Annotated in this window: 15 protein-coding genes; 5 read left to right on the forward strand and 10 right to left on the reverse strand. The window is 34.9% G+C overall.

Annotation, left to right across the window (positions count from 1 at the left end; genetic code table 11):
* Positions 1-36 precede the first annotated feature (36 nt).
* From ACJJVI_RS07665 to ACJJVI_RS07685, 5 genes are all read left to right on the forward strand, one after another.
* A complete protein-coding gene (locus tag ACJJVI_RS07665) occupies positions 37-741 on the forward strand; it encodes a glycosyltransferase family 2 protein (protein WP_036582453.1) in 705 nt (234 codons plus the stop codon).
* Complete coding sequence (locus ACJJVI_RS07670) at positions 738-2,228, forward strand: glycosyltransferase family 2 protein (protein WP_317290733.1); 1,491 nt, start codon at positions 738-740, stop codon at positions 2,226-2,228. The genes ACJJVI_RS07665 and ACJJVI_RS07670 overlap by 4 nt, the downstream gene beginning before the upstream one ends.
* Positions 2,228-3,637, forward strand: coding sequence for a glycosyltransferase 87 family protein (locus ACJJVI_RS07675; protein WP_405351290.1), 1,410 nt, complete (start codon positions 2,228-2,230; stop codon positions 3,635-3,637). Before ACJJVI_RS07670 ends, ACJJVI_RS07675 begins: the two co-directional genes overlap by 1 nt.
* Positions 3,638-3,647: 10 nt before the next feature.
* Positions 3,648-4,304, forward strand: a complete 657-nt coding sequence (locus tag ACJJVI_RS07680; protein WP_036582444.1) for a peptidoglycan-binding protein — start codon at positions 3,648-3,650, stop codon at positions 4,302-4,304.
* Positions 4,305-4,428: 124 nt separating this feature from the next.
* On the forward strand, positions 4,429-5,010 hold the full coding sequence (locus tag ACJJVI_RS07685) for a helix-turn-helix domain-containing protein (protein WP_081957833.1): 582 nt from the start codon (positions 4,429-4,431) through the stop codon (positions 5,008-5,010).
* A gap of 61 nt (positions 5,011-5,071) precedes the next feature.
* Here ACJJVI_RS07685 and ACJJVI_RS07690 read toward each other — a convergent pair whose 3' ends face one another.
* The 10 genes from ACJJVI_RS07690 to ACJJVI_RS07735 all read right to left on the reverse strand — a co-directional run bounded on the left by ACJJVI_RS07690 (position 5,072) and on the right by ACJJVI_RS07735 (position 17,040).
* Positions 5,072-6,607, reverse strand: a complete 1,536-nt coding sequence (locus ACJJVI_RS07690) for a bifunctional GNAT family N-acetyltransferase/carbon-nitrogen hydrolase family protein (RefSeq protein ID WP_348021868.1) — start codon at positions 6,605-6,607, stop codon at positions 5,072-5,074.
* 155 nt (positions 6,608-6,762) lie between these two features.
* Positions 6,763-7,731: a deoxyhypusine synthase family protein gene (locus tag ACJJVI_RS07695; RefSeq protein WP_036582440.1), complete on the reverse strand. Its 969-nt coding sequence runs from the start codon at positions 7,729-7,731 to the stop codon at positions 6,763-6,765.
* 14 nt (positions 7,732-7,745) lie between these two features.
* On the reverse strand, positions 7,746-8,681 hold the full coding sequence (gene speB, locus ACJJVI_RS07700) for an agmatinase (protein ID WP_397303068.1): 936 nt from the start codon (positions 8,679-8,681) through the stop codon (positions 7,746-7,748).
* A gap of 48 nt (positions 8,682-8,729) precedes the next feature.
* Positions 8,730-10,121, reverse strand: a complete 1,392-nt coding sequence (locus ACJJVI_RS07705) for a decarboxylase (protein WP_042296037.1) — start codon at positions 10,119-10,121, stop codon at positions 8,730-8,732.
* 201 nt (positions 10,122-10,322) lie between these two features.
* On the reverse strand, positions 10,323-11,303 hold the full coding sequence (locus ACJJVI_RS07710; protein WP_042245773.1) for a pseudouridine synthase: 981 nt from the start codon (positions 11,301-11,303) through the stop codon (positions 10,323-10,325).
* Between the two features lie 143 nt (positions 11,304-11,446).
* The gene (locus ACJJVI_RS07715; protein ID WP_405351294.1) at positions 11,447-12,397 is read right to left on the reverse strand and encodes a carbon-nitrogen hydrolase family protein; all 951 of its coding nucleotides are present in this window, start codon (positions 12,395-12,397) and stop codon (positions 11,447-11,449) included.
* Between the two features lie 9 nt (positions 12,398-12,406).
* Complete coding sequence (locus ACJJVI_RS07720) at positions 12,407-13,597, reverse strand: TlpA family protein disulfide reductase (RefSeq protein WP_405351296.1); 1,191 nt, start codon at positions 13,595-13,597, stop codon at positions 12,407-12,409.
* Complete coding sequence (locus tag ACJJVI_RS07725) at positions 13,597-14,538, reverse strand: geranylgeranylglycerol-phosphate geranylgeranyltransferase (protein WP_348021865.1); 942 nt, start codon at positions 14,536-14,538, stop codon at positions 13,597-13,599. Before ACJJVI_RS07725 ends, ACJJVI_RS07720 begins: the two co-directional genes overlap by 1 nt.
* Positions 14,539-15,035: 497 nt before the next feature.
* A complete protein-coding gene (locus ACJJVI_RS07730) occupies positions 15,036-15,974 on the reverse strand; it encodes a mevalonate kinase (RefSeq protein ID WP_405351297.1) in 939 nt (312 codons plus the stop codon).
* Positions 15,975-15,984: 10 nt separating this feature from the next.
* Positions 15,985-17,040 (reverse strand): diphosphomevalonate/mevalonate 3,5-bisphosphate decarboxylase family protein, encoded by a 1,056-nt coding sequence (locus ACJJVI_RS07735; RefSeq protein WP_405351299.1) that lies wholly within the window; start codon positions 17,038-17,040, stop codon positions 15,985-15,987.
* Positions 17,041-17,171: the final 131 nt, after the last annotated feature.

Below are 17,171 nucleotides of genomic sequence, written 5' to 3' on the forward strand. Positions count from 1 at the left end.
TGATATTTCTTAACTTTCCACCTTTAAAATTCCCTATTGCAATCCACTAATCCTATCATTAGAGTAATTATACCTGCCTATAATGAAGCAGACTCTATACCGCTGGTCATTAAAGATATACCTTCATTAGTTACTGAAGTTATTGTAGTAAGCAATAATTCTAGTGATGACACTATTGTAAATGCACAAAAAGCTGGTGCCACAGTTCTAGAAGAACTACAACGAGGCTATGGATATGCCTGTTTAAAGGGTATGGAATATGTGTCTCAATTAAGCGATACCACAGATATTATTGTTTTTTTGGATGGTGACTATAGCGATTATCCAGAACAATTATTAGAGTTAGTGCAGCCTATTATTGATGAAAATATTGATTTTGTCATAGGCGCTCGTGTAAAATCATTGCGTGAAAAAGGCTCTATGACTGCGCCACAAATCTTTGGTAATTGGCTAGCAACCACACTTATGTCGATACTTTTTAGATCTCGTTTTACAGATTTAGGTCCTTTCCGCGCCATTAAATATGAAAAATTATTAGCTCTCGAAATGGAGGATAAAACCTATGGTTGGACTGTAGAGATGCAATTGAAAGCATTGCGTAAAAAATATTCTTATGTTGAAAAACCTATGAAATACCGCAATAGAATAGGTGTTTCTAAGGTTTCGGGTACTGTTAAAGGTGCTATATTTGCAGGCGTTAAAATATTAACTTGGATATTTAAATACGGCTTTAAAAAATGATTTTAGAATGGATTTGCATCATAATTTACTCAACATCACTTGTGATGATTTTGTTCTATGCATTTGCTCAACTCAATTTACTATTTAATTATCTGGCAGCTCGCAAAAACACAGTCGACGGACCTACCTTTAACCTAGATAACCCTGCAGAGATTCCTTATGTAACCATACAGTTGCCTGTTTTTAATGAGGCTTATGTGATGGAGCGACTTTTAGATAACATCGTCTTGTTGGATTATCCTCATGAAAAGTTAGAAATTCAGGTTTTAGATGATTCTACAGATGAAACTGTTGTTACTACTAAAGCACATGTAGAAAAGCTAGCTGCTACCGGTATCGATATAACTCATATTACTAGAGAAAATCGTGTAGGTTTTAAAGCAGGAGCACTTAAAGAAGGTTTAGTAGAGGCAAAAGGAGAACTTATAGCCATTTTTGATGCAGATTTTTTACCACAAACAGATTGGCTGAAAAAAACGGTAATTCATTTTAAAGACCCAGAAATAGGCGTTGTTCAAACACGTTGGGGACATTTAAATAGGGATTATTCTATTCTTACACAGATACAAGCCTTTGCTTTAGATGCTCATTTTACTTTAGAACAAGTAGGACGCAATTCAAAAGGACACTTCATTAACTTTAATGGAACTGCAGGAATATGGCGTAAAGAAACCATCATCGATGCAGGTAATTGGGAAGGCGATACACTTACTGAAGATTTAGACTTAAGTTATAGAGCGCAGCTCAAAAACTGGAAGTTTAAATACCTAGAAGATGTTACCACACCGGCAGAACTTCCTATTGTTATTAGTGCAGCGCGTTCACAACAGTTTAGATGGAATAAAGGTGGTGCAGAAAATTTCAGAAAAATGTTTAAACGTGTCGTAGGCAGTTCAAACATAGATTTTAAAACAAAACTGCATGGTGTCTTACATTTATTAAACAGTACCATGTTTTTAAACGTATTGATTGTTGGGTTACTTAGCATACCGATGCTTTATATAAAGAATGAATACGCTCACTTAAGAGTGTACTTTATTGTGATGAGCTTTTTTGTCATAAGTACTATCATATTTTTTATATGTTATTGGTATATGTACAAAAACACGTATGGTGGCGGTTTTAAAAACTTCATTAGCTATATAGGAATGTTTTTCACTTTTTTCTCAATCGCAATGGGTTTTTCACTGCACAATTCAATAGCAGTAATAGAAGGTCACTTAGGGAAACGTAGCGAGTTTGTGCGTACACCTAAGTTTAATCTCGCAGCGGTAGGAGGCAATTGGAAAACCAATAAATACCTCAAGAAAAAAATAAGTCGCAACGTGATATTAGAAGGTATATTAATGCTCTACTTTGGATTTGGAATGTACTCGGCATTTATCGTTGGTGATCAAGGTGGTGATTTTGGACTCTTTCCTTTTCACTTAATGCTATTTATAGGTTTTGGTTTTGTGTTTTTCCGTAGTATCACAGATAAGCAATAATGGAACGCAGGTTAACAAATGCCTTCGGTATCTTAACCATTACTAGCGCAATTTTATATGGGTGGTTTTTCTCGCTTGCGCGAAAAGATTTTTCAAACCTACTCATTGTTTATATACTACTCTTCGTTGCTTTTCTGGGTTATAGTTATATATCTAAAAAAGGATCTCAAGAAAATTTAAAACTGTTTCCTGATTTTCTCGGTAAGTGGTTTTATGGGGCATCGCTCATTGGCGGTATATTTTTTATTGGACTTATTTTAAGGTTACTTTTAATAGACAATACACCACATCTGTCTCAAGATTTTTTTAGATTTATATGGGACGGACATCAATTGTTAAATGGAAATAACCCTTATTTGTACTTGCCAGATGATATCATTAAATCTGGAGCCAGCCATATCCCTAATGCTTCATTCTTGCATGCATCTATGGGCGAATTATCAAGTGGACATTACACAAATTATCCGCCTTTAAATCAATTGTTCTTTGCAATCGCGGCATTGTTGGGTGGCGATAGTATTCTAGCTAGTATAATATGGATGCGCATATTAATTATCCTAGCAGATGTTGCCATTTTCATCTACGGCATTAAATTACTAAGATTACTAGGTAAGCCCATGTGGTTAATAGCGCTATATTATTTGAATCCGTTTATAATCATTGAACTTACAGGTAATCTTCACTGGGAAGGAATGATGGCATTCTTTTTATTAGCGTCAGTTTATTACTTACTCGTCTATAAACATTGGCAAAGCGTTCTCTTTATGGGTTATGGTATATTGCTCAAATTATTACCAGTTATGGTGTTGCCTTTACTTTTGAGAAAATTGAAATTTAAAAAAGCATTTATCTATTACATCACTGTTTTAATTGTTGTTGTTTTAGGCTTTCTTCCTTTTTTCTCTCAAGACTTGATTGATAAATATTCGGCATCGGTAGGATTGTGGTTTGGTAATTTTGAATTTAATGCTAGTGTATATTACATCATTAGGGCAATAGGTTATCAAGTAACAGGTTATAATATTATACAAACCGTAGGAAAGATTTTACCTGTAATTACCTTAGTAATTATTTTAGGGATATCTTTTGTAAGAAAGAATGAATTTCCTGAAATACTTCTATCCAGTGTCGTATTTTCTTTTTTCACTTACTTAATACTCTCGACTACTGTGCATCCATGGTACCTGACCATACCATTGTTATTTTCTGTTTTCACTAAGTATCGTTTTATGTTACTATGGAGCTTTACGATCTTTCTTAGTTATTCGGCCTACTCGAGTGAAAGTTTTACTGAGAATAGCTGGTTTATCGCTATTGAATACATTTTAGTGTTATTTATATTTATTTTTGAACTGTTTTTAACCAAAACAATACTACCAGAAAGTAAAGGGGAAATAACTAACCATTAAACCACCTGTCATGAAGCAATTAATTATTTTAATCCTGATAATTATATTAGGATTTATCGTCTATGATTTCTATAAAGACTGGGATCGATTTCATGCTCCAGAATATCATTACTCTACAGAAACGATAATCGATCAAGAATATCATAATCAAGACGTAGTCATGATGTATCACGATGCTATTACCGATTTAAATAGCTTTATTAAGTTACAATGGACAGCAAATGATATAGATGTAAGATTACCAGAAGATGATGATTTAGAAACAACACTTGCTGTAGAAGAGTATGCTCATAAATTAGCGCGTGTTACTTATCTAGAGCAAAAACTAGCGCAGTCTGCAAGTTATAAATCTAATGGATGGAACAATCAACAGATAATCGATTTTGAAAATAATCACAGTAGTCCAGAAGAAATCAAAACCATAGGACAAAAGAACTTAATGAAGAAACTCTATAATAATCATTGGGAAAATAGTCAACGCATAGGAGCAAAAAACGTGTTGATTTTTGAGATACAGAAAAAACTCATAGCACAAGGTTATGATATGTCTCTAGATGGTGTTTTTGCAAAAGCTACTATGGAAGCTCTGGCCAATTTTGAATCAAAAAACAATCTTTTCCCAGATGGGAAAATAGATGTGCTAACTTTTGAGGCTTTATTAAAATAGGTTATTAAAACTTTGTATATCAGTGATTTGACATGATTGTCATAAGAGTGACGTAAACAAGTCAAGGATCTAATTTGTTCTTCAAATGACTTCATTCTTAGATTTGTTTCACTAATTTTAAATCATGAAACAGATGAATCCAGTAGGGACTAAAATCAAAGAAATACGTCTCAAAAAAGGCATGTCTCAAGAGGAGCTTGCGACAGAATCTCAAGTCAGTTTACGAACCATTCAACGTATCGAGAATAATGAAAATGAACCTCGTGGTAAAACCTTGCAGCTTATTTGTGAAACGCTTGATATTAACATTGAAGAGTTGCTTGATTACGGTAAGCATGAAGATCATCAGTTTTTAGGTTTATTTCATTTATCTATCATTCTAGGAACTCTTTTTGGAGTAGGAAGTATTCTTATTCCTTTAATATTGTGGATGACTAAAAAAGATAAAATTAATGGTCTACAACGTATTGGAGCTCGTACATTAAATTTTCAAATTTGGTGGTTAATTTTTATGATAATAATTCCAGCCATTGGGTTTGTGCTTATTTTCAATCAAGGAGTACCTGGTATTAAAGTTATGACGAGCATTATGTTAATACCAATTGTAATGATGATAATAAATGCCATCTTGGCTATAGCTTTTGCTATTTTAAACTTTCGTGGTAAGCAAATCACCTACCCAAGTATTATACCTATGATTAAATAAAAAAAAGGATTTCTTATATTGTTATAAGAAATCCTTTTACAAATGAAATTCTAGACAAACCTTACTTTTTACTCACCTCATACAAATCTGTTCTTCGGTCTTTTAAATTCTTTACAGCGCCATAATTGTGCAGTTCTTTTAATAAATCTAGATCGACATCTGCCACCAAGATCATTTCTGTGTTTGCTGTGGCCTCTGCCTTTACTCCATTTGATGGGAACGCAAAATCACAAGGAGTGAATACAGCACTTTGCGCATAAGAAATATCCATATTCTCAACTGCCGGTAAATTACCTACGCTACCAGCGATAGCTACATAACATTCATTCTCTACCGCTCTAGCTTGAGAGCAAAGGCGTACACGAGCATAAGCATTTTGTGTATCTGTCAAGAATGGTACAAAAAGAATTTGCATCCCTTCTTGTGCCATAATACGACTCAATTCTGGGAATTCACTGTCATAGCAAATCAAGATTCCTATTTTACCACAATCGGTGTCAAAAGTCTGGATCTTACTTCCACCTTGAAGTCCCCATACTTTTTGCTCATCTGGTGTGACATGTATTTTTTCATAACGTTCTATCGTACCATCTCGACGGCACAAATTCCCTACATTATACAATTGTCCATCAATGATTTCAGGCATAGAACCTGTAATAATGTTGATGTTATACTTAATGGATAATTCAGAAAACTTGTTTCTGATCATCTCGGTATATTTTGCTAGTTCTCTAATAGAATCACTAACACTCAACTTATTGTAAGCAGCCATAAGTGGCGCATTAAAATATTCAGGGAATAAAGCAAAATCAGATCTGTAAGCTGCAACAGCATCTACAAAGTATTCTACCTGTTGCATCAACTCGTCAAAGCCTGAGTAAGGACGCATTTGCCACTGAATTAAACCTAGTCGTACCGTGCTTTTTAATGCTGTGGTTTCTGTAACTGGTTTTGTATAGTAAATATTATCCCATTCTAGTAATACGGCAAACTCCATAGAGGCTTTATCGCCATCCAGATAGTTTTTAAGAACACGAGAAACATGGAAGTCGTTTGATAGTTGAAAGTTCAGTACAGAGTCTGTAATCTCTTTATTGCGCACTTTTTCGATGTATTCCTTAGGTGTCATTTCACTCGCGTGATTATGATAGTTAGGAATACGACCACCGAAGGCTATACCTCTTAAATTCAAATTCTCACACAGCTCTTTACGGTAATCATATAAGCGACGACCTAATCGCATACCACGATATTGTGGTTTTATAAATACCTCAATTCCATAAAGTACATCACCATCATCATCGTGCGTGGTGAACTTGTAATTTCCGGTCACTTGCTCATAAGTGTACTGACCACTAAAATCGTCATACTTTACCACTATAGAAAGCGCACAAGCTACAATCTCTTCATTCACTTTGAGGACAACTTGACCTTCTGGAAATTTATTTATAAGCGTTTTGATCTGTTCTTCTCGCCAGTAAGAATCTGGTAGATTGCTATAAGAATCTATCATCGCGTGCTTTAACTCTTCATAATCTTTAAGCTGTAAAAACTCTAGATTTAAGTTGTCAATCTTACTCATATTAATATCACTCATAGTGTCTTAGTTGTATCTAAATGTAATGGGAATTCAATTGTTTTAAGCGCCTAAAAAGTTAATTTTTTAAGCATAAAAAACCTGTAAACCGCTATGTGTTGAGCAACTTACAGGTTGTATTCTAGTTCCGCTTTCGCGAAAGCGTAATTAAAAATTTACATCTCTAACAAATAAGCAAAGATCAGCGGCGCTACAATAGTTGCATCACTTTCTACTATAAACTTAGGTGTGTCTTGATCTAGTTTTCCCCAAGTAATTTTTTCATTAGGTACGGCTCCAGAATAACTTCCATAACTGGTCGTTGAATCAGATATCTGACAGAAGTAACTCCAAAACGGTGTGTCGGTACGTTCCATATCTTGATACAACATAGGCACTACACAAATAGGGAAATCTCCTGCGATTCCACCACCTATCTGGAAGAAACCGATTCCTTTCTGTGAGTTGTCAGTATACCAGTCTGCAAGGAAAGTCATGTACTCGATACCACTTTTTACAGTGCTCGCTTTTAACTCACCTTTTAATACATAACTAGCAAAAATATTACCCATGGTACTATCTTCCCATCCAGGAACGACGATTGGTAAATTGGCTTTGGCAGCGGCATACATCCATGAGTTCTCAATAGGGATTTCATAATACTGTTCTAGGACACCACTTAAAAGTAGTTTGTACATATATTCATGAGGGAAATAACGCTCGCCTTTTGCCTCTGCATCTTTCCATATTTTCACGATGTGTTCTTGTAGTCTTCTAAAAGCCTCTTCTTCTGGAATACAAGTATCTGTAACACGATTCAATCCTTTTTCTAATAAATCCCATTCATCTTGCGGTGTTAAATCGCGATAGTTAGGGACTCTTTTATAATGGCTGTGCGCTACTAGATTCATCAAGTCTTCTTCTAGGTTTGCACCTGTACAAGAAATGATATGTACCTTATCCTGACGAATCATCTCGCCAAAGATCTTTCCAATCTCTGCAGTACTCATTGCTCCAGCAAGTGAGACCAGCATTTTAGAGCCTTGGTTTAATTGTGCTTCATAACCTTTTGCAGCGTCTACTAGTGCAGCGCTGTTAAAATGTAAGAAGTAGTTTTCTATAAAATCAGTAATAGGTTTTCCCATGATGTTTTTGAAGATTAATCTTCTATGTTTTTCATTTTTTTTAATCCAGATTTGGTAAAAGCATTATTTGCTTCATAACCATCTTCTCCTTCTAGAGCGATATCTTTAAATTTATAACTCAGCATTTTATAATACAATTTTGCAGCAAGAAAATCTGATGATTTCTCTGATGGATTAGGACATAATTCAACAATGTCAAAACCTACCACGTTCTTCTCGGTAAATACCATTTTTAAGAAATCTAATGTTTCATACCAGAAAAGCCCACCAGGTTCAGGCGTGCCAGTAGATGGACATATCGATGGGTCAAAAGCATCTAAATCGATGGTGATAAATACATTTTCTGTAAGTGCTTCAGTAGCTTTTTCTTGCCAGTAGTCATCTTGAACCATTTCATGAGCCAAAAATATTTTATCGTCATCATTAATACCTACTTCTATACTATCCATAGAGCGTATTCCTACTTGAACTAGGTTTGTTTTTTGACTTGCTTCATAAACGGCACAAGCATGATTACAAGAACTACCATCGTATTCTTTTCTTAAGTCTGCATGAGCATCAATTTGAAGTACACTTAGGTTCTCATACATTTCATTAAAGGCACGTATACTACCTATAGAAATGGAGTGTTCTCCACCGAAAAGGGTTACAAACTTATTTTTCTTAATATACTTTTTAGTAGTTGCGTGAACGGCATCTACCATTGCTTCTGGCGAACTGTTTTCTGTAACAGCATCTGCAAGAAAGACTCCATGATGATACACTTCTGTATCCGTTTCAATATCGTATAATTCCATATTTGCACTGGCGTCTAGAAAGGCTTCTGGACCTTTATCTGCGCCTTTTTGCCAGGTGCTTGTTCCATCATAAGGAACTGGAATTAAAACAATTGATGCATTATCTAATCCAGCATATTCATCTGGAATTCCTGCATAGTTTGAATTGCTCATGTCTTGAAATTAAAGATTTGTTTAAAGTTAATCGGTTTATAAAAAATATTAATATCCTAAAATATCGAGCATTTGTTCTGAGCTTTGTTGCTCTTTAAAAACTCTAGTTTGTATAGCGCCATTTTCATCGCGGTCTATTAAAATATGTTTAGGTGCTGGTATTAAACAGTGTTGTATACCGCCATATCCACCTATACTTTCTTGATATGCTCCAGTATTAAAAAAGCCTATGTAAAGCGGTTTATCTTTATGATATTTGGGTAAATAGATAGCGTTAACGTTTTGCTCGCTGTTGTAATAGTCATCACTATCGCAAGTTAGTCCACCTAATAATACACGTTCATATTCTTCATTCCAGCGGTTTAAGGCTAGCATAATAAAACGTTTACTTATTGCCCACGAATCTGGTAAAGTTGTGATAAATGAACTGTTAATCATATTCCACTTTTCACGATCGTTTTGTTGTTTTTGATACAACACTTTGTAGATCGCACCACCACTTTCACCTACTGTAAAAGAACCGAATTCTGTAAAAATATGTGGTACGTCCACATCTGCCTCATCACACACCTGCTTTATTTGAGTTACAATCTCATTAATCATGTACTCATAGTCAAATTCAAATGCAAGTGAGTTCTTAATCGGGAAACCACCACCTATATTGAGACTGTCTAATGAAGGGCATATTTTCTTAAGGCTTATGTATACTTTGAGACATTTGTGTAATTCATTCCAGTAATATGCATTATCACGTATTCCGGTATTAATGAAAAAGTGAAGCATCTTAAGAGATACCTGTTGGTTCTCCTGAATCTGATTTTTATAGAAAGAAAGAATGTTTTTATAACCTATGCCTAAACGACTGGTATAAAATTCAAACTTTGGTTCTTCCTCACTGGCAATGCGTATTCCTACTTTAAACTTCTTATCAGTAACATTAGTTAGTAAGTTCAGTTCTTCATAGTTGTCAATGATAGGAATACAATTCTTGTGACCAGAGTTGATTAGGTCTGCAATATTGTCTATATACTTTTCACGTTTAAAGCCATTGCTTATGATATAGGTATCGTCTTTAATTTTACCTTCAGCTTTTAGTTTTTTGATGATATCTATATCAAAAGCACTGCTGGTTTCTAGATGTATATCATTGCTTAATGCCGTATCCAGTACATGCTTAAAGTGTGAGCTTTTTGTACAATAGCAATAGTGATATTTTGCTTTGTAATCCGCTTTCGCGAAAGCGTCATTAAACCATTTCTGTGCACGCTGAATATTATCAGAGATCTTAGGTAAGTAGGTGAATTTTAATGGAGATCCATACTTTTCCACCAGTTCCATCAGATCGATGTCGTGAAAATGAAGAGTTTTGTCTTCTAGTTTGAACTCTTCCGTCGGGAAGAAGTACGTTTGATCAATGAGATCAATGTATTTAGTATTCAATAGCGATAGGTTAAGTGTAGTTTAAAGTGAACTACAAGCTAAACAATAAAAGATTAATAATAGAAAGAAGTGTATTACCTAAATATTAAAATTGAATGGCGATAAGAAGGGACAATAATATTCCTTTTTTTGAAATAATTGCAAAAAAAATAGCGTTGCCTAAAAATTTAGACAACGCTAGTGTTTATAAGTGATTGTAGCTTATATCATCTTTAAATTGATGATTTCTTGCTCTGTTAAAGAACGGTAGTGACCACGTGGAAGGTCTTTTTTAGTCAATCCACCTAGTACAACGCGATCTAAAACTTTAATTTCATATTTAACTGCCTCAAATAAGGCCTGAACGATATTGTCTTTTCCACTATGTATTTCAATTCCGATTTCATTGTTACGTCCATCTTCTACATAGTTAATTTCTTTTACATCAATGACTTCGCCGTTGATAGCGATTCCATTACGTAATTGCATTAAATCCTCGTGTTTAAAACTACGATCTAGGGCAACTTGATAAATCTTACGCATTTCTAGATTAGGATTGTTGAGCTTGTTAGCCATCTCTAAGTCGTTAGTAAATAACATTAAACCTACAGACTGTCTTCCTAGACGTCCTACATAGTGCAAATTAGCAACACCAGCACTTTGCATTAGGTCTAGTACAGTTTTACTAGCACGTTCTCCTTTGCGAGGTGCAATAAAACCTTTAGGTTTATTAAGTAGTAAATACTGCTTTTGATATGGTTGTATGTTCTGTCCGTCAAATTTCACTTCGTCAGTTAATTTAACACGATAACCCATTTCAGACACAGGTTTACCGTTTACGGTTACACTACCAGCTTTAATGTATATATCTGCATCGCGACGACTGCATATTCCAGAATTTGAAATATATTTATTCAATCGTATTGTTCCATCATCAGGCTTAGACTTAGCGCCTTCAGATTTTTTACGCATGATATATTCCTTCTTTGTTACTGGATTACCTGTGCGTGATGTTCCTACTACTTGATTTTTACCACCTCGAGTTGTTGGTTTTCCGGTAGGTGCATTTCCTCTAGCTTGAGATTTTCCTCTATGGTCTGTGCTTCCAGCATTACGTCTGTTGCCACCTTTTGAGCTAGAAGAATCTCTGCCGCCTTGGCGGCCAGTTCCTTTTCCTCTTGCTCCATCATTACCTCTTCCCATGGTATTAAATTTTTTGCAAAGATAAGTTTTTAAAAATGTGATGTTGCAAAAAGAATTCTAAAGTATTTAGTTCCTCAAAAAGAATAATTTAGAGGAGTTACTCGAGCACTTTAAAGTGTTGTTTTTTAAGATTTATCTATTCATTAATCTTTAAATCTCACTGTAGATTGTCGCTCTCTATTAATATGTAATTGCGTCACATCAGGTCGTGAATAATGACCTACCGCGTCAAAGTTTTGTCGCTCTTCCAATACACGATTAAAATCTAAAGTAGCAGTTATGATTTCTTCTTTTCCTATCTGTGGTTCTATGATCCACTCACCATCAGGACCAGCGATGCAGCTGCCACCATTAGCAAGCACATCTGGACATTTATCTAGAATAGCTTCTAGATGAGGTGTGTTTGCTGGGAAGTCTTCTTTAAACATCATGCTTGAAACAGATAGGACAAAAGTGCGTCCTTCACGTGCTATAAAACGAGTAATGTCTTTAGTATTATGATCGCTACCAGGCCAGCAAGCAACATGTAGATTCGTTCCTTGCGCATACATGGCCGCACGTGGTAATGGCATCCAGTTTTCCCAGCAATTCAAACCGCTTACGGTAAAATCTTTGAGTTTGTGTGTCACTAAACCATTTCCATCACCAGGCGACCAGGTGAGTCGCTCATCATAAGTAGGTTGTAATTTACGGTGTACACTTTCTATACTTCCACTTTGATTGATGTAAACCATGCTCGCATAAACACTATGACCACCACGATCTTCAGGTCTTTCTATAATACCTAAATAGATGGCTATGGAGTTCGCTTTCGCGAAAGCGCATACCGCATCCAATTCACCATCTTCAATAGAAATACTATTTAGCACATAATGACGGTGCAGTTCTTTCACCTCTTTTTTATTCCAAGTAGCACCATCAGTTAGCGCAAGCCAAAAAGGATAACCAGGCAATAATCCTTCTCCAAAAACAACTAATTCAGCATCTTGCTTCTTAGCCTCTTCTAGCGTGTAAAGTATTTTATCTAATGTCGCTTTTTTATCTAGCCATACTGGAGAGATTTGAGCAAGTGCCACGTTGATGAGGTTCTTCATTATTTCTAATTAGAGTTTTGTGAAAATATTTTTCACTGATTTAACGTCACCTAATTCAATCGTTATACCGTAATATTCTAAACTTTTTTTGATGTCAGCTATCGAGCCAGTTTCAATAGTGAAATCATATTTGTCAATATCATTACTTTCATAACTAATTAAATATCTGGTCGTTTTAGATAGATCAATAGTTAATTCTTTTAAGGAGTAACTGGTATAATTAACGCCAGTAACTTTGTTTATGCTAGCATTAAAAATATCGGATCTACCATTACCAGCGTCATCTAAGGTTTTTTCAAGTTTAGATTTATCTTTTATAGATAATTGATATCCTTCAGTGATAATTTCTTCTTTTTCCCATTTTAAGTTCAATCTGTTAGTGGCGTCAATTAAAAAATGAGTTTCAAAATCGATACTTGGATATTTATTCTTATATATAATTTCAAACTGTTGAGTTTCATATTCCTCAGGTACTTCTATGAAACGTGGATAAGTGCCTAACAGTTCACTGAATAATGATTTTATGCTAGCATTTGAATTGATATATAAACTGCTACTATTCATGGTTATATTATTCATGCTATTTTCAACTTTTTTAAGTTCAAGATAGTAGTTCATTCCCGAATCTTTCAGCCTTTTCACTTTCTTAGCAAAAGCCAATACGTCATCATATTCTTCTTCTACACTATTTTTAAAGGCATTTCTCTCTTCAATACTTCCGTCTAATAAGGATTCTAAAATATCTCTATCAAGCATTTGTGGTTGTCCTATCCATTTAATGATGTTTTTATCATCAATAAGAACTGTCATAGGTAGAACAGTGTATTCACTTTTTCCATCACCGTATTCTTGTTGCGTATATGAAGTTTGATCAGTAACCACTGTACTTAAGAATTCCATTCTTTTTAAAGTGCGATTAACTTTCTCTGAAGATTCATTAGTGATAGAAAGAAATAGAATCTCATCTCCAAATTCTTTGACAAGTTCGTTCATATGAGGAACAGCACCCAAGCAAGGTCCACACCAAGTTGTCCAAAACTCCAGCACTTTAAATTTGTTATCTAAATCTTTATTCTCAGGAACATTTGCTATCCATTCTGATATGTTAATAGCTGGAGCTTTTTCACCTAAATCTAGTTTCTCCTGACCATAAACCTGAACGACCGACAAAAGAAAAATAAATGACAGTATTTTTTTCATTAAAAGAAATTTTGAAGTCGTTCTATGATGGCAGGCAAATCAATTAATAATATAGAAAGCACGCCACCTACAATGACTATTTTAAGTATAAAATGTATTAACAGATATTCTCTTTTACGTCGCGAGCTCCATAATAATGGTAAACATACTAGTAAGGCACCGCCTATTAAAGCAAAGTAATAACGCATATATCCTATATTAAAATAGAGTATCAATGCTGTAATGGGTATAATAGTAAGCAATGTTAGTAAGGTGTAAAAACGCTTGCTTGCTTTTTCTCCTAGTACTACTGGTATGGTATGGTAATTTTGAGCGAGATCACCTCTTAAGTTTTCGAGATCTTTAATGAGCTCGCGCATCGCAAGTATTAGAAATAAGAAACTACCATGTACAAATACGACTAGATATAAATTACGGTAATACATGAATAGCACAAAAAATGGAGTAATAGCCAGTAGGGCTGCGGTAAGATTGCCAACAAAAAGGACTCGTTTGATTTTATGTGAGTAGAGCCACATGGCAAAAATATAAGCGGCAAAAAAGAGTCCTGCTCGCCACGAAACAATAAGTCCTAAGATAAACGCAACAGCATTAACTGTAAAATAAACCGTCCATAAGGTAGAGCGACTTACTTGATTTTCTAGCATGGTTTTTTGCGGTCTATTAATAAGGTCTTTTTCACGGTCGTAAAAATTATTAATGATGTAACCACCTGCTATAGCTGCGGCGCTAGCGAGAATAATCAACCACAACTTATAATCCAGCACAATCTCCTTAACAGATAATTCTGGGGCGATAATAAAAACAGCCGCTAGTAATTGCGCTATCGCTATTATAGAGATGTTATAAAGTCTTACCGTAGAGAAAAGACTCAATGCTTTTATGACCAGTGTTTTTATACTAGCCTTTGTACTCATGGTATATGTTTGCTCTTGATTCACTGGACTAAGTTAAGCAGTTTCTGTTTTTTAAATGATAATGGTATGTGAAAAGTAAATAATGCCTTAGTATTAAAAATTATTAAAGAAATAAGTAGGACTTTTCTACAATATAGATTTTAGAAAAGCATTAATTTTATACCTTTATAAGGTGTACAGGTTTATTGTGAATAGATTATGCGCCGTGATGTGAATGGTAATTGCAAAATAATTTAAATGAAAAATTATATCTTAAAATCACTTTTGACAGGTTTGATTATTATTTCAATCGCCACTTTGTTTTCATATAATATATACTTGAATCAAAAAGAGTTTTTTGGGACAGAATCGGAATGGAAATATGATTATTCTAAAATAGGTTTTATAATCTTTCTTATAATGTTAGTCTTAAACATTCTAGGAATTGGATTCTTTTACTTTGTCAAAAAGAAAATAGACTAAAACAAAAAAAAGTCCCATCAAAAAATGATGGGACTTTTTCAATATGTCTTAATGAGTTTTTAAAAATTATAAACCACTTCCAGTTTATAATCTTTCAAGCTTTGTTCTGCTTTTTCTAAGTCTTCTGTAAATCCTAAGATATAGCCACCACCACCAGAGCCACAAAGCTTCAAGTAGTAATCACCAGTGTCCAGTCCTTTTTTCCATAAGCCGTGGAATTGTGCTGGAATCATAGGTTTAAAATTATCGAGAACGACGTGAGACAATTTCTTTACGTTACCAAAAAGTCCTTTCACATCGCCACTCAAGAAATCTTCCACACACATATCTGTGTATTTGACAAACTTATCTTTCAACATACTACGGAAACCTTCTTGCTTCATGTTTTCCATAAAGATATTTACCATTGGAGCTGTTTCTCCTACTATCCCAGAGTCTAGTAAAAACACAGCGCCTTTACCAGTAGTCGATTGTGATGGGATACCAGCTGGCTCGATATCTTCTTTACTATTAATAAGAATTGGTAAACTTAAGTAAGAATTTAAAGGATCTAATCCTGAACTTTTACCATGGAAAAAGCATTCGATTTTTCCGAATATATCTTTTAAAATCAGCAGTTTTTCTCGAGTTAAATTCTCAAGAACCGTGATTTTTTCAATCGCATATTTATCATAGATAGATGCCACAAGAGCACCGCTACTTCCCACACCATAACCTTGTGGTATACTAGAGTCAAAATACATTCCAGCAGCAACATCTGCCTTTAAAGTCTCAACATCAAATCTTGGGAAATCACTATCTTCTTTCATCAACTGCTCAATATGACTAGTAAGACGAGATAAATTGCCGTTTGATTTAATTTGTTCTTCGGTAGGATGGTCACTTATCTGAAGTGCGCCTTTATAAAAATTATAGGGTATAGAAAGACCTTTAGAATCTTTAATAATCCCATACTCACCGAAGAGTAAAATCTTTGAATAAAAAAGTGGTCCTTTCATAGCGTTAAAGTTAGCACTTTTTTGCACCTGTGCCTACTTGATCACAAATATAGTGACCATTTTGACAATATTGCGCTAATTTGCTGTTAATCAATCCTTGCACAGCCTCATTATTTTCATGTGGATAAAGCATGTGCACGTTAGCACCAGCATCTAGTGTAAAGCATACAGGTATGCCAGTCTCTTTTCTGAACGCCCATATTTCCTCGATAATCGACAGTGTTTTGGGCTTCATTAATATAAAATAAGGATGTGAGGTCATCATCATAGCATGTAATGTGAGTGCTTCACTTTCAGTAATTTTTATAAAAGTCTCAAGATCACCTTCCTGCAACGCTTTTTTAAGAGTGGAAAGGTTCTCGTGGGCTTGTTCAAATCTCGCTTTCGCGAAAGCGTGCCCATTCATCAACTCGTGTCCTACCGTAGAACTCACCACTTTTTCACCTTTATCTACCAGTAAAATCGTGTCCTGAAAATCCTGAAAAACAGGATGTAGATAGTCACTTTTATCAATACCGAAGTATTGTGAACTGCCGTCAACCTCATCATGCGTTCCCCAAACCACGGCGCTACCTTTCAAGCTACGACAAGCACTTCCAGATCCCAATCGAGCGAGAAAGGATGCTTTATGAAAATCCATTTCCTGACCAGTAAGCGTGCTCTCAAAATCCATCATACAAACTGACATCGCCGCCATACTACTGGCACTACTCGCAATTCCCGAACTATGCGGAAACGTATTGTGCGTATCAATATCAAAATGATAGTTTGCAATCCATGGACAATAGTCGGCAATGCGTTTAAAATAAGCTTCAATTTTAGGAGCAAATTCAGGTTTAGGAGTGCCGTCATAAGAAATGCTGAAACCGTGAGTTCCTTTACTAGCCGTTACTGTAGTAATGGTTCTACAAGCATTTAAGGTAAAACTTATCGACGGATTTGCAGGTAACTGCATGCCATATTTACCCCAATATTTTACAAGCGCAATATTAGATGGCGCTTGCCATTTTGTAGATAAATTATCTATTAAAGTAAAATCGCCTTCTAACTTAAACTGAGTTTCCAATAGCCTTGAATTAAGCTACAAAGGTAAATATTTAAGAGCAGCCGTTGAACCTGTCATTCCGAATTTATTTCGGAATCTGCTAGTAATGAAAATTAAAGTCATATTTGAACTTAAAAACAAGGATGGTTTTA

It is taken from the genome of Nonlabens sp. Asnod3-H03 (genome assembly GCF_045063665.1).
Lineage (GTDB): Bacteria > Bacteroidota > Bacteroidia > Flavobacteriales > Flavobacteriaceae > Nonlabens > Nonlabens ulvanivorans.